Annotated in this window: 11 protein-coding genes; 9 read left to right on the forward strand and 2 right to left on the reverse strand. The window is 48.1% G+C overall.

All coding sequences use genetic code 11. The features are described from left to right. The first annotated feature begins 722 nt into the window (after nt 1-722). Nucleotides 723-1,754, forward strand: a complete 1,032-nt coding sequence (locus ACKFKF_RS04515; RefSeq protein ID WP_446866586.1) for a cytochrome c oxidase subunit II — start codon at nt 723-725, stop codon at nt 1,752-1,754. Between the two features lie 105 nt (nt 1,755-1,859). Further along, nucleotides 1,860-3,647, forward strand: coding sequence for a cytochrome c oxidase subunit I (gene ctaD / locus ACKFKF_RS04520; protein ID WP_446866587.1), 1,788 nt, complete (start codon nt 1,860-1,862; stop codon nt 3,645-3,647). A 94-nt stretch (nt 3,648-3,741) separates the two neighbouring features. Here ctaD and ACKFKF_RS04525 read toward each other — a convergent pair whose 3' ends face one another. Further along, on the reverse strand, nt 3,742-3,885 hold the full coding sequence (locus ACKFKF_RS04525) for a hypothetical protein (RefSeq protein ID WP_446866588.1): 144 nt from the start codon (nt 3,883-3,885) through the stop codon (nt 3,742-3,744). Here ACKFKF_RS04525 and ACKFKF_RS04530 point away from each other — a divergent pair. Next, complete coding sequence (locus ACKFKF_RS04530) at nt 3,884-4,510, forward strand: cytochrome c oxidase subunit 3 (RefSeq protein WP_446866589.1); 627 nt, start codon at nt 3,884-3,886, stop codon at nt 4,508-4,510. The two genes, ACKFKF_RS04525 and ACKFKF_RS04530, sit on opposite strands and share 2 nt — an antisense overlap. 156 nt (nt 4,511-4,666) lie before the next feature. Then, nucleotides 4,667-5,194 (forward strand): YqhA family protein, encoded by a 528-nt coding sequence (locus ACKFKF_RS04535; RefSeq protein ID WP_446857880.1) that lies wholly within the window; start codon nt 4,667-4,669, stop codon nt 5,192-5,194. A gap of 193 nt (nt 5,195-5,387) precedes the next feature. Here ACKFKF_RS04535 and ACKFKF_RS04540 read toward each other — a convergent pair whose 3' ends face one another. Further along, nucleotides 5,388-5,780 (reverse strand): response regulator transcription factor, encoded by a 393-nt coding sequence (locus ACKFKF_RS04540; RefSeq protein ID WP_446857879.1) that lies wholly within the window; start codon nt 5,778-5,780, stop codon nt 5,388-5,390. Between the two features lie 615 nt (nt 5,781-6,395). Here ACKFKF_RS04540 and ACKFKF_RS04545 point away from each other — a divergent pair. The 5 genes from ACKFKF_RS04545 to ACKFKF_RS04565 are packed head-to-tail and all read left to right on the forward strand — an operon-like array spanning nt 6,396 to nt 14,763. After that, nucleotides 6,396-7,181 carry a glycosyltransferase family 2 protein gene (locus ACKFKF_RS04545; protein WP_446866590.1) on the forward strand — a complete coding sequence of 262 codons (786 nt, stop codon included), beginning with the start codon at nt 6,396-6,398 and terminating at the stop codon, nt 7,179-7,181. Next, a complete protein-coding gene (locus tag ACKFKF_RS04550; protein WP_446866591.1) occupies nt 7,163-8,416 on the forward strand; it encodes a glycosyltransferase family 4 protein in 1,254 nt (417 codons plus the stop codon). Before ACKFKF_RS04545 ends, ACKFKF_RS04550 begins: the two co-directional genes overlap by 19 nt. Continuing rightward, nucleotides 8,416-9,933, forward strand: coding sequence for an HlyD family secretion protein (locus ACKFKF_RS04555; RefSeq protein WP_446866592.1), 1,518 nt, complete (start codon nt 8,416-8,418; stop codon nt 9,931-9,933). Before ACKFKF_RS04550 ends, ACKFKF_RS04555 begins: the two co-directional genes overlap by 1 nt. A gap of 13 nt (nt 9,934-9,946) precedes the next feature. Beyond that, nucleotides 9,947-11,326: a tetratricopeptide repeat protein gene (locus tag ACKFKF_RS04560; RefSeq protein ID WP_446866593.1), complete on the forward strand. Its 1,380-nt coding sequence runs from the start codon at nt 9,947-9,949 to the stop codon at nt 11,324-11,326. Between the two features lie 2 nt (nt 11,327-11,328). Continuing rightward, the gene (locus ACKFKF_RS04565; protein ID WP_446866594.1) at nt 11,329-14,763 is read left to right on the forward strand and encodes a glycosyltransferase family 39 protein; all 3,435 of its coding nucleotides are present in this window, start codon (nt 11,329-11,331) and stop codon (nt 14,761-14,763) included. Nucleotides 14,764-14,918 lie beyond the last annotated feature (155 nt).

Consider the following 14,918-nt stretch of genomic DNA (forward strand, 5'->3'; position numbering starts at 1 on the left):
TTTTCCCTTAATTTTGATCCTCATAGACGCTCAGGTATCGCTCTACCTCGGCGACCTTTAGCAAAATTGGTGAGCGATCGATCGTTCCAATGATTTACCTTTTTGAAATTGGAGAAACCACTATGTTGACTGACCTGACAATCAATTCCTGGACAGCAATCATCTTAGGACTCAGCGTGATCTTGTGTCCGACTCTGTGCTGGATTCAAGCTGCCAGAGTTCGCAATCTTTATCGCTAGTTTCATCGGCGTTGCTGAATTGCGGTATGAAATGCTAGATTTGCCCTCACCCTCACCCTCTCCCAAAGCGCTACCGTGTACATACAAGTCCGGAGTCGCTTCGTTTCAGTCGCCTTCAGCCCCCTAAATCCCCCAATCTGGGGGACTTTGATAAAGAGAGACTGTGATCGTTCAAAGTCCCCCAATTTTGGGGGATTTAGGGGGCGAAAGATCTCGGCAATGACGGATCGATCAACTTGTGTGTACACGGTAGCCCAAAGGCCAAGGGGACAAGAGTTCTGGCTCCCTTCTCCCTGGGGAGAAAGGTTGGTGAGGGCTTCGCCCCACTTTGTGAGGAGGGCAATTCATACTTGCATTCAGCAATGCCGTTTCATCCAGGTATTAGGGTGTGTTTTGATTGCAAGATTCACCCTAATATTCAAAGCTTTCTATCTTAATGATCCGCTCCAACTTGTTCGTTTTGCAGGGAGTTCTGCGTAAGCCGTGAAAATTCCAAGTAGTATTTTAACGCTAGTAGCGGGTATCCTTCTCGCCTGGGTGAGTCTATGGGTCGGTCAGCACCACGGTTTGTTACCCATTGCCGCTTCTAAGGAAGCCTTCTTAGTCGATGGGTTGTTTAATACGATGATGACGATTTCGGTCGGGTTATTCATCATTGTGCAAGGGGCGATCGTGTTTGCTGCGATTCAATTTCGGCAGCGTCAAGGAGATGACACCGATGCTCTACCCATCCACGGCAACATTCCCCTCGAAATTTTTTGGACTGCTATTCCTGCGATCGTTGTTTTGGGACTAGCCGTTTACAGTTTTGACGTTTATACCCAGATCGGGGGGCGCGACCCGATGGATCACAGTGCCCAGGCTCACAGTAGGTCGGCGATCGCTCAAGTGCCTGGATCAGCCATCGCCGCCTCTTTACCGTCTAATGCACCCTCAAATGCGGTTGTAGAGACTGTTGCAGAGACCACAGTTCCTTCAGAATCCCCTACAGGAGTCATCGCTCAGAATCAACCTGCTTCAGCCTTGACGGTGAATGTAGCAGCCATGCAGTTTGCCTGGATTTTTAGTTACCCAGACAGTGGGGTGATGGCTGGAGAGCTACATGTTCCCTTGGGTCGTGAAGTGCGGGTCAATCTCTCAGCCAATGATGTGATTCATGCCTTTTGGGTGCCTGAGTTTCGCCTGAAACAAGATGCAGTCCCAGGTCGAGAATCTGTGTTGAGCTTTACGCCGACCTCTGCGGGAACTTACCCTCTGATTTGTGCAGAACTTTGTGGTGCTTATCATGGAGCAATGAAATCGCAAGTCATTGTGGAAACACCCGCAGAATTTGATCGTTGGATTCAGACGCAAATTGCCAGTGGAGCAGCAGACCCTGAGACCGCGATCGCTCAAAATCCAGCAGAGATGACTCCCTCAGAGTTTTTGGCTCCCTATGCTCAAGAAATTGGAGTCACTCCTCAGATTCTAGAGCAACTGCCTCATTTGTATCAGCCAAGCCAACAGTCGGCGTAGTCGTGTTTGTTTCCTCGATCGGCTTGGGAGAGCCAAATTTTGCCCTCTGACCATCAACTTCTGCGAAAGGTCATCCAACTCGACCAGCACAAGGATTAATTTTGTATGACACAAGCGCAGCTTCAAGAAACGACCAATTTTGTGCCCCCTATCCCTGACGAAGAGCCAAAGGGGACACACTGGCGAGAATACTTCGGATTTAGTACAGATCATAAAGTAATCGGCATTCAATACCTGGTGACAACGTTTGTTTTTTACCTGGTTGGGGGAGCGCTGGCGACGATGGTTCGCACAGAGTTAGCAACTCCAGAAGTCGATTTTGTGAGCCGCGAAGTTTACAACAGCTTATTCACAGTTCATGCGACAGTGATGATCTTCTTGTGGATTGTCCCCGCTGGGACAGGTGGCTTTGGAAACTATCTAGTGCCTTTGATGATTGGGGCACGAGACATGGCATTTCCTCGCTTAAATGCGCTGGCATTTTGGATGATTCCACCCGCAGGGTTATTGCTGTTGAGCAGCTTCTTTGTCGGTGCCCCCGGCGCAGGCTGGACTTCTTATCCACCGTTAAGCACAACGGGTGACAAAGCAGGCGAGGCGATTTGGATTCTCAGCGTCCTACTGCTTGGCACGTCCTCTATCTTGGCAGCCTTAAATTTCATCGTCACCATCTTTAAGATGCGTGCCCCTGGGATGGGATTTAACCAGATGCCATTGTTCTGTTGGGCAATGTTATCAACATCCGCCCTGGCGCTGATTGCAACCCCTGTATTAGCGGGTGCGTTGATCTTGCTGGCGTTTGATTTGCTAATAGGAACTTCCTTCTTTAATCCAACAGGCGGTGGAGATCCGATCGTCTATCAACACTTGTTCTGGTTTTACTCGCATCCGGCAGTTTATATTATGATCTTGCCCTTTTTTGGGGCGATTTCAGAGATTTTGCCCGTCCATGCTCGTAAACCCATCTTTGGCTACAAAGCGATCGCTTACTCCAGTCTTGCAATTAGCTTTCTAGGCTTGATTGTTTGGGCACACCACATGTTTACTAGTGGAACACCGCCTTGGTTGCGAATGTTTTTCATGATCACGACGATGATCATCGCTGTGCCCACGGGCATCAAAATCTTTAGCTGGGTGGCCACGATTTGGGGTGGTAAGCTGCGATTAAATAGCGCCATGCTGTTTGCGTTGGGATTTATCTCAATGTTTGTGATTGGTGGTATTAGCGGGGTTATGGTTGCTGCTGTTCCCTTTGACATTCACGTTCACGATACTTACTTTATCGTGGCTCACCTCCATTACGTATTGTTTGGTGGTAGCGTGTTTGGGATTTATGCCGCCATTTACCACTGGTTCCCCAAAATGACAGGGCGAATGCTCAATGAAACACTGGGTAAAATTCACTTTGTGCTGATGTTAATCGGGTTTAATGTCACCTTCTTCCCAATGCACAAGCTCGGACTAGAAGGCATGAATCGACGGGTTGCAGAATATGATCCAAAGTTTGCAGCGATCAACTTGATTTGTAGCATCGGTGCTTACTTGCTGGCAGTTTCGACCCTTCCCTTCGTTGTGAATGTTATTTGGAGTCTCATTTCAGGCCCCAAAGCTGGAAATAATCCCTGGCGAGGCCTGACGCTAGAATGGATGACAACTTCGCCGCCGCCAGTAGAAAACTTTCTCATTGATCCCGTTTTGGTCACAGGCTTCTATGACTATGGCGGTGTGCCTGATCATGGGACAGGAAGCAATCATCAGAAAGATGGCTTTGTAGATGTGTTGTTCTCTGATCCAGCAGGTTCTTCGATATCAGATCCCGATGATCTAGCTGTTCAGTCTGCTCGATCGTTGACTCATCCTGACAGCCAGGAACAAAGCCTTAGCCAGGAATAAGTAAACCATCCTTCAAAGTGTATGGGTTAATTAGCAATGACGGCGTTGCTGAATCATGGGACGAATTGCCCTAAAGCGAAGGGAAACCCAATGCTCAAAGTCCCCCAAAATTGGGGGATTTAGGGGGCGAAAAGATTGGCACTTCCCACGCATTCATCCCTCCAATCAGCAACGCCCAATGGACTAGTAGCCCATACACCGTGACTCGACAATCCTTTAAAACCGAACCAACACTCATGCAAAGCTCAACAACCAATCCGGCTGAGACAGCCAACCACGATTATCTGACGGCCGAAACGACGATCGCCGCCCATTCTGAGCATCATGACTACCGTATCTTCGGGCTGTTTATATTCCTACTTGCCGAAGGCATGATCTTCTTAGGCTTGTTTACTGCCTACTTAACCTTTCGATCGGTCACCCCCGTCTGGCCCCCCGCAGGCACACCGGAGCTAGAGTTGTGGCTACCCGGAGTCAACACCATTATTCTGATTGCCAGCAGTTTCGTGATTCACAAAGCGGATGTCGCCATCAAAAAAAATGATGTTGCAGGCCTACAAACCTGGTTTTTGATAACTGCGGCGATGGGAGCAATCTTTCTGGTCGGTCAAGCCTATGAGTACTTTCATTTAGAGTTTGGTTTGACGACAAACTTGTTTGCCAGTACGTTTTACGTTCTAACGGGCTTTCACGGGCTGCACGTCGCATTTGGGCTGGTTTTGATGGGGGCAGTGTGGTGGCGATCGCGTAAAGAAGGACATTACACCAGTGATCATCACTTTGGGGTAGAAGCCGCAGAACTTTACTGGCACTTTGTGGATGTCGTGTGGATTCTTCTATTCTTTCTGCTGTACCTTCTCTAACAAACATCAGGTCATTCTAGCGTTGGCGTTTTAGCAGCCTAGAACTAGTAAATCGCTAGAGATTCCTCTAGATTGCCAAGATTGCAACAACTACAAGTGATGTAGCCATTTGTAATTTGTGTGAAGAAAAAACTGTTGTAGAATACATTCACCAACATGCTCAATCGAATTATTAACAGCAGTCGAATATCGATTTTAGTTGCTGTACTGTGTTCATTCGCAATCTCAATCACACTGCTGCTCTATGGTGCGGTTCAAACTTTTGTTACGATCGGTCTTGCTCTAAAAATAGGGCATTCCAGTAGTGAGGCAAAGACGATAATTCTATCGTTTATCGAAATTATCGATTTGTTTTTACTAGCAACTGTTTTTCACATCACGGCACTTGGACTCTATTTACTGTTTATTGACGAACGCCTTAAAGTGCCTCCCTGGTTAGAAATTCACAACCTAGATGATCTCAAAGGCAAACTTGTGAGCGTCGTAGTGGTGATCTTAAGTGTTTTGTTTCTAGGGCGAGCCGTGAAGTGGGAAGGCGGAACAGATATTCTAGCCTTCGGAGTTAGCATTGCCTTGGTGAGTACAGCATTGACGTATTTTCTGGGCCTTCATCACAAAAAGCCTAAGGCAGAAAGTAATCTTTCGGAGGAGTACGAGCGCTATAAGGCCCGCCACCTGGACTAAGGTTGCCCTACCCAAACTCTCTCACCAGAGCTAGTCACGACAATTCACACAAATCTAATCTTCAACCTGCTGGTAGTGGTACTCAAAAAGTCGCTATCAGCTTTTTTCATGCTTAAATCCCCCAATTCTGGGGACTCTGACTTTGAAAGATCTCGGAGTTGAGGCAGACGATAAAGTTTTCCTAACAAATCTCTTAAGCTCTAACAGACAAGTTTTGACAGGCAAGTGAAGGCTTCTCAAGTAGAGTGCGGATAGAAGCCAACAACTCTCTGAGCTTATAAGGTTTAACCAGGTAGCCGTCAGCACCCGCATCTAGCCCTGCTCTCCAATCTTGGAGGGTATCTCGCGCTGTTAGCATCAAAATCGGCATACAGTAGCCATGAGAGCGTAGCCGCCGACAGAGACTAATCCCATCTTCTTTGGGCAAAAATACATCCAGTAGAAGTAAGTCATAATCAGAAGCTACCACTGACTCCCAGCCGGCCTGACCATCTAGCGCAATGTCGATCGCATAATTCTCGCCAGCAAGAGCCTCTGCCAACAGTTCAGTAATACACTGATCATCCTCAACCAGTAAAAGTTTCATAACAAGTCATAAAAGTAGATGCGAAACTTGAGCTTTTAACAAGACCGTAAGACAGCCGATACTATCGATTTGCATTCGCTTCGATCAGTGATTGAGACCCCGACTCCTGCTTTGGAGAGAATTCTAGAGACTAAAGGCTTTGCTAGAAGATTTTAATCTGGTAGATCCTTAATCAATTACGGATTAAGCTTTTTGCAGAAGATTGGTAAAAACCCCCTCGTTGCTGCTTTGAGTACGGACATTTTAGAACTGCTATCGGTTGCAACCCTTGATTGCAGCAGACTCAGTTAGTTCTTGATGTCAGATAGTCTACACCAGTTAAATGTAATTGCCCATACCATTTCAAAAAATATTTCCCCACCTTTTTGTTAATAAATAAATCATATCAGCAGATGTACCTGTTTCCAATTCAACTTTCTTCGTCCCTAGTTTGTCACCCTCGTAACAGTTATCTTAGGTGAATTCCGATGCTTTGACGGTCACCCTAAAGAGTGAATTGAAGTGGCAAGCAAAGCAAAGGTAAATGGGAATCTACCAGAGTGATGATTGATCAGCCCGTCCGATCGATACCCAGGGACGGAGCCTCTTTCCTGAGAAATTCAGGAGGTCTAAACTATGACATTACTAGTAGAAAGTCCTGCGTGTTTTTCGCCTTTACCTCCGCTTAAAAGCAAGTCTGTTACGGTTGTCATTCCTGCCTTCAATGAAGAGGGCAACCTGGAACCGCTGCTGATCTCGATCGATCAAGCTTTCAAAGCGCTTGGCTTCACGTTGCCAGTCCTGGTCATCGACGATGGCAGCACCGATGACAGTCCGAGTGTTCTGGCGCTTTTGAGTCAGCAATACCCCTTTTTGAACGTGATTCGTCATCCTCACAGGCGGAGTGTGACAGGTGTGTTGAAGACAGCCCTCGCGCATACTACTACAGATTGGATCTTCTGGGGACAAGCCGATCTCGAATCTGATCCTCAAACGGATCTCCCATTGCTGTTAGAAGCCTGTGTGCCTGGAGTGGATGCTGTAGCGGGCTGGCGACAACACCGAAATGATGGCAAGACCCGTGCATCTAGTCTGGCAAACGCTACCTGTCGTCGAATATTTGGCTTAGGCATTCACGATATGAACTGGATCAAGTTGGTGCGGCGAGATGTATTGGCAACTTTGCCATTAGAACTTGTCACCCATCGCTATACATTGGCAGTCATGGCAGGTTGGGGTTGTCGCGTAGTCGAAGTGCCGACACCCTGGCATCCGCGCCATTCTGGAAAGAGTAAATTTGGTCGCGGACGGTTGATTTCATCGGCGATCGATTTCTTTAAGGTCTGGTGTTGGTTTCAATCGGAAGGTCGTGTACTCACACCGATGAAACTGGAGCGGCTTGGATGGCTAGCGAAACAATAATGACCAGTCTTCGAGACAAACACATCTTAGTGATGACATCGGTTTATCCGCTCACGTCTGATGGTCATCATGGTGCCTTTGTGCGGGAAGCAAATCTGCGTCTGCAACCCACTGGAGCTAAATTCACAGTGTTTGCCCCTGCCTACGAGGGTAGTTCATCCTATTGGCTGGATGGAATACAGGTTTATCGTTTCCGCTATTGCATCAAACAGTTTGAGAACCTAGTACGGGATGGCGCTCCGACTAAGCTGCAACAGCAACCGCTCTACTTATTGGTTGCTGCGCTATACATCCTACTAGGAACCTGGCAAGTGTTTTGGATGTGCCGTCGAGAAAAACCAGATTTGCTGCAAGTCCATTGGGCATTTCCCCACGGGTTGATGGCGTTCCCTGCTAGTAAACTTTTGGGCATTCCGATGGTGTTCTGCTTTCACGGCGGCGAACTGCTGTTGGCGAACAAGTTTGGCTTCGTGGCAACAATCCTACGTTGGCTCCTGCCGATGACTAAAGGAGTGACTGCCAATTCTTCGTTTACTCAAGGGTTAGTTCGCAAACTTTATGATGGGCAAGTGACGATCGTGCCCTACGGTCTGACGATTGAAGCCAAAGCTCCGAAAGCCCGATCGCCCGAAGAACCTCCCAGACTCTTGTTTGTCGGTCGATTAGACGAGCGCAAAGGACTGCGATATTTGCTGGAAGCACTCCCGATCGTACTCGCAAAACAATCGGTTCGGTTGCGAATTGTCGGCAAGGGCATTCTGGAACTAGAGATTCGCACTCAATGCAAAGACTTGCGTTTGGAAGGCGTTGTAGACTTTCTAGGGTTCGTCACGAAAGAAGAACTGGCGAATGAGTATGCAACTTGTGATGTCTTTGTGTTGCCTGCGATCGTCGATAGTAAAGGTGACACCGAAGGTTTGGGAATTGTCCTGATTGAGGCGTTAGCTCACGAAAAGCCCGTAATTGCCAGTGCAGTTGGCGGCATCGTGGATGTAATTTGCTCAGGTAAAACGGGTTGGCTCATTCCTGAAAAAGACCCGGTGGCGCTGGCTCAAGCGATTCTCACTGTTTTAGAAGATCCCGTGTCGGCTCAAGAATTGGGACGCGCTGGTTTGAACGATGTGCAAACTCGGTTTAGCTGGTCGCGCATTGTTCCCCTGTGGCAATCCCTGTTTAGTACCGCGTTAACGAATGCTTCTGATTCTGATAGTTCTGTTACCTGCGATCGAGAATGATGCAATCCCAACTTCCCTCCCGTCTAATTTTGAGTGCTTTAGTTGCTGCGCCTGCAAGCCTCATGGGTGCGCTCACTGTCACCGTACTGTTGCCGACTCTGCAAAATCCAGAGTCTAAATTTTACGGTTCCCGCTTGGGGTATCCAGCGCTGCAACGCATCAAGGGCGACCCGATTAAAGTACAAACTGCATCGGTAGGGCTAAAAAGCGTAGAGGAAAGCGTCGCAGCACCGGGGGAATCAGCAGCACTGCAAGCCGTCAACATTCGTCCGCTACTATCATCACCTGTTGAGAAGGTGTATGTGGTCGAAGGACAACAGGTGCGTCGAGGTCAACCACTCCTTCGGCTACAAAAGGCTCCCTTTGCGGCTCAGGTCGATCGTGCCCGCAACAATCTGGCCAATGCTGAACAAAACCTGCGTTCTCTACAAGTTTCTGCACCAGAAAGAATGCTGGAGCGAGAAGGGAGCATTATGGCAGCCCAAGCCAGACTTAGCGCGGCTGGAACGAAACTGAGCCAGATTGATTCTCTAGCAGAACGAGAACTCAAGAACAATGTTGAAGCGGCTCAGGTCAGATTGAAGACGGCTGAAAGAAAATTGCAACAGCTTGAACCTTTGGCGAAGCAGGGAGCTATCTCTAAGTTTCAGTTGTATGACATGCAAGACATCTATGCCACGCGCAAAAAAGAATTGCTGTCGGCACAACAAGGGGTTGTGAACACCGAAACCCAGCGATTTAACAATCGAGACTTTGTGATTACTCGCCAGAGCGATCTGGCTGCTGCTCAAGTAGCGAGACGGCTTGACCAAACCACGATCGAGCAAGAAATAACTGCGGCTCGTCTAACGCTGCAAAACAGTAAGATCGCTCTCCAGGAGGCAATCAGAGACTTGAGCAACACAGTGATTTATGCTAGCAGTGATGGGTTAGTGAGTCAGGTCAATATCCATGCTGGTGAATTAGCGGATATGCGCGATCGTGACCCCTTGATCAAGCTAGAGGAAGGCGTTGTTTTCAAAGCATTTGTTGATCAGGCGCGATTGAATGCCATCAAAATGGGCGATGTGGCAACGGTTCGCCTGGTTGCCTATCCTGGACGCACTTACAAAGGGCGCGTGATCCGGCTTAATCGCACGGTGGAAACAGAAGCTGGAAAACCAAACAAGGTCAGTGTCGATCGACAATACACCTATTCTGTGTGGGTGGCTGTTGACAATCTCCAGATGCCTTCTGGTTTGCAGGGGTATGTGCAGTTCGATCGGGGTAAGGCAGGGTTGTTTATTCCAGAAAAGGCAGTGACTCACTTATCAGGTGGGGAAAGCATGGTCATGGTGCCTGAGTCAGGTCAAGCTGTAGTTAAGAAAGTGAAGCTAGGGAGATTAGCGGGCAATCAACGAGAAGTCTTAGCAGGTTTATTGCCGGGAGACGAGGTGATTCTCTTGCCGAGAGCCTTAAACCCTGGCGATCGATTGGAAGTGCAGCTAATGCCAGCAAAACCGTCTCAAATTAATTAACAGTTAATTAACAATGCAGATTTTGCTCCAACAACTAAACTGGTTTAACCGAGAGCGGATCACTTTGCTCGTCGGTTCGTTTGCGTTAGTTCTAGGAACGATCGAGCCTTGGTATAATTTGCCGCCCCATGCGCTAGAAGCCTTCGGAATTAATCTTTCTGTCATCAATGCAGGTAAAGTTCTCGCTGCATTATTTGCACTAATCGGATTTGCGTTTGTTTTCCGGCTCAGAATCGATCGTGCGCCGCGTTTATTTTTCTGGAGCGGTATCATTGCAGTTTTACTCGTTCCGTATCTTGTTACTACTTTCTCTCCCACGGTGACTCTAGTGGCGAAAGCTTACTATGAACAGGGACAACAGATTAACAAGCACGTCGAAGTTAATTTTTCTCAGGTGCAATCGCAGTGGAAACAAAACATTTCACTGGAGCAGTCGAGTCCCATCACATCGACGTTTTTCTCCATTGAAGATAGTCGATTTTTTCAACTGTCCTTATGGGATGAAATTTGGACAAGAGGCTTGGGCTATAGCAATCACTTTTTTGGTTTTATTGGTCAAGGCTGGGTGTTTACAACGATCGGGCTGGCGATCGGGTTAATGGCTTTCTACCTGGGACTGGCTGATGAAACGCTCGATCGCTTTCTATTTGATATGGGCAAAGTGCTGCCCTGGGTGGGTCTAGTCGCTGGCATCATTGCTTTCTCCCTGCTCGTGCCCAACCTGATCAATCGTCAACTCGACACAATGTTTGCCAAAGGCGAATATCACTCCGTTGTTACGATCAGCCGAACATTAGCCGCCTGGTATCCACCCTTGCAAGGTGATGAAGAATTTCTTCAGCGTAGGGCAGCAGCCGGATTTTATGATGGCGAACCTGATCTAGCTCTGATCAACGTTGCCAAAGGGCTAGAACGCTATCGTCTGAGAGATTATCTCAAAGCAGAAGATTATTTTCAGCGCGCCTTAGCGATCGCACCCGACCAGTTTTTTGCCAGACAGTACCTTGCCACGGCGATCGTCAACCAGGGCGTAAACTACTTCAACGAGGGTGAAAACCGCAAGCCTGGAGCGGCGATCGATCGCTTTGAAGCCGCATTGAAGATCTTTCCAGGACACCTCGAAGCAATGTATGACTTGATGTTAGCCAGAGTCGTCAATGGTGAATTTGACCAGTCATCACGGGTGGCGCGACAGTTGATCCAAGATCTCAGCCATTTTCACAAGCCCAGTTTTGCATTACTGGGTCAAGCCTATTTGCACTCATCCTGGGCGAGCTATCACAACGGCGATTTAAAGCAAGCCTGGAAACAATATCGCCAATCGATCGACAACACCGCCTGGGATAAACCGATCAATGAAGAAGCCTTGCACCCCTTTGATGAGGGAGGTTAGCTATGAAACACAGCGATCGTTGGCTTTCGTTAGCACTCATTGTGATTCTGGGTTGCTTACTAGGAATGTTGAGCTTTGTGCTTTGGGACAAACCGCCTGCTCCCGTTGATCGGGTTGCCTGGTCTGCTGAGACACAATGGATTGGTTCCCAGGAGCCGGGTTACTCGTTTTACGCCCGTCGCAGCTTTGACTTAGCAGAAGATGCTCAGGCTGGCTGGCTAAAGCTGAGTGCAGATAATGATTTTGTTCTGTATGTGAATGGTAAAGACATTGCTAAAGAAGTCAGCACCGTTAATAACTCTCTCGGATTTGCGAGTAAGTTGAGTGAACCGTTTCAAAATGTCAATGACAGCATTAATTATCGTAGCAATGGTGGAGCTTTCTACGCGCTGAGTAATACTCGCGATTGGAAATTAACAACCTATATTGATCTCACGAATTATCTACGTCCCGGCAGCAATACGATCGCGTTAGCCATTCAAAAGAATCGCCAAAATCCGCGTGTGGTCATTGAGGGAGCCGTCTATCCGACACAAGGAAGCGACCCGATCGACCTCAGCACCGGAGCAACTCCCTGGAAAATCTCTACCTTGGCAGAAAATCATCATGGACTGCGGTGGTTTGATCCAGAGTTTCCCGATCAGCACTGGGCAGCAGCGAAAGCGATCGCACCCGTTCAAGCACCGACCTATAGTCGGCTGAGTCGTCATTTGTTCGATCGCTTTCTGGAAGGAAATTGGATCACTGGTCGGGAAAGTACACAAGGAGAGGTATGGCTGAGAGGCAATTGGCAGACTCCCCAGGTGCGGCAGCGTGCCTTTGTAAGGGTGGCGGGAGATGGTGAGTATGCATTGTTGCTCAATGGTCGGCTGATGAATCGATTTGGGGCGAATGATGGCAACGAGTTACACCTCTATGAAGTGACAAACCTCCTAAAGTCGGGTGTTAACACACTGGCAGTACGGTTGGCTCGTCCTCTTGATCCAGACTGGTCTACCAAACGCAATGGCGCGCTCACCCCAAACGGTGCATTAGGATTTTTTCTAGACGGTTGGGTTGAGACTGATCGAGGAGAGATCACAGCGACGATCGCTACCGATAATACCTGGACTGCATTACCTCAGCCTGTGTTGGGTTGGGCGGAGGGTTTAGGTCAAGGTCAGCCTGCCACAGTGCTAGAATCGCCAGTCCCGCAGGCTTTTAAACGTACCTTTGAAGGCGATGCTTATCTGCTCGACTATCCCAGTTTTCTTTGGCATCAAAGTCTCTGGCAATTAGGAGCAACAGGGATTGTCGCGATCGCTGCCTGGGGTCTCGGTCGATTTTGGTTGGGTCGTCTTAGCGGGTGGGATAGCGTTACCGCAGGGACAGGACTGCTGCTACCCGGAACCTTGTTTCTGATCGGCATTGGGTTACTCAAACATCGATATGCCGAGTCAGAACGAGGGCTACTCTTCGCCCAGTCTCAAAGTCCTGCGCTCGTCTTTTTAGGATTTATGGGAATTGGGGTCTTGATACTGCTGTGGAGTCAGATGAGACGACGGCAAAACCCGCAGAGTAGTTTAGTTGAATTAAGTGGTTTAGTTGAATTAAGTGCTACCCGTGCAAAGGCGTTTCCTGCAACGTCTCTACATTCCTTGTCGCAAAATCCGCATCGATCGGGTCTAGAAATCTGTCCTTCCTGGACGCTGTGGTTTTTATTCGGTGTGATTCTGTTTGTGGGCTGGAGTCTGACAGGTGGAATGGCGGTATCGTGGGCTTCGGGAGCCATCTTAGCTTACCTCGGCGTTAGTGTTGCAATGATTCGGTTGCCGATGGGTGGGCGATCGTCACTAAACCTCAGACGATCGAGCATTGTAAACAGATTTCAAACGCTATTCAGAACACACTCTAACTGGAATCAGTGGGGGTGGTTGAGTGTGATTGTCATCATTGGATTTGTACTTAGGGTTTATCAGATTGGGTTTGAATCGCTAGACACCGATGAGAGTATTTCCTTTGATGCGATTCGTGGAATTCTTCGCACAGGCGCTCCTGAAGCTACATCTGGCATTTGGTATACCCGTTCCCCTTTCTATCACTATATGGTGGCGCTCTGGCTGCAACTAGTAGGAAATTCTGCCGTTAATGTTCGCTTGCTATCTGCGCTTTGGGGAACTGCGACGCTAGTGGTTGCCTTTGTCCTCGCTCGCCAAATCACTGGAAAAGTTTGGGTAGCTCTCGTGGTGACGGCGCTATTAGCGATCGACCCCTGGGAGCTTTGGTATTCCCGATTTATTCGGTTTTACCAGGTGTTGCAATGTATGAGCCTGGTAGCATTTTGGTCGTTTTACAAAGGATTCATTGAACGCGAAGGGAAACGCTATCAATATATATTTTTTATTGCTGTGACATTGACATTGCTCAGTCAAGAAGTCACCATTACGCTATTACCTTGCTTTCTAATTGGATTTCTGTTCTTTTATCGACCATTTCGTTGGTCAACCGACTGGACGATCCTGGTAGGCAGCGCAACGGTGATGTCAATTTATGTCTACAACATCATCTTCTTTTCGATCAAATGTTTAACGCCCTGGATTGCGTTATCTTCTGGCACAGAATCTTATTTAAAGCCGCATTTGCGAGACATTGCTGGTTTTCTTTCTTGCCTGTTTGTCGGCCCCAGCCGCATGTATACAATTTATAGTCTTTTCTTTCTCTTAGGGTTTGCCTACTTTCTAAAGCGTCGGGATGGAAAGTTAATTTTCTTCTTTAGCCTAACGCTACTCTATGTCTTGAGTGTGACGATTTTGCTCTATCAGATCACTCCCCGATATACCTTCCCGGTTTATCCCTTATTGATCACACTAGCAGTTCACAGTGCGGTTTGCTTACTAGAAAGCTTGGGGCGAAGATTTGAGAGCATCTTAAAAGGGTTACTGCCATTGAGACAGATTGCGATCGCTGGCGTTGCCCTGATTCTAATTAGCAATATTGAACCTGGTCGGGTGCTAGCCAGCTATCACGATTCGCTGATTAGACGAAACATTGAGGTGTTTGAATATGTTCACGATCGCCGACAGCCAGGGGATGTCGTGATTTCTCCAACCCCATCGGGAGCCGCGATCGTGCTAGGCGGATTAGATTACTTTTTCCCATCCGTTTTACCTGTAGATGCTCTCTATTTTCGCGATGGACGGATGATCGATCGCGTCAGTCGTAGTGTGATTATCAGCAATTTAGATCAGGTGAGTCACATTCTAGAGCAGGCTAAACGGGTGTGGATTCACCTTGATGATGCAAAAGACAATGCTTTTACGCCCGAAGTTTCTCAATATTTGGAAACGATCGGTCAACCTGTTATGGAAACCTTTGGGGCGAGGCTGCGATTGTGGCAGCGCGACGATGGAGTACTGCCGCGAGTTCAAAATCAGGGTAGAGATTTGGGTGCTTACTAATTCAACGTCAGTTCGACGAGTTTTTTTGCTTCGTTCTCAGCGGCTTCTGCCCCCTAAATCCCCCATTCTGAGGGACTTTGAACTAGAGTTTTTGGCTTGAAGTCGCCCAATTTTCGGGGATTTAGGAGGCTTCCCGAATTCACAACCCCTTGCGG

Source organism: Phormidesmis sp. 146-12 (assembly GCF_052939495.1).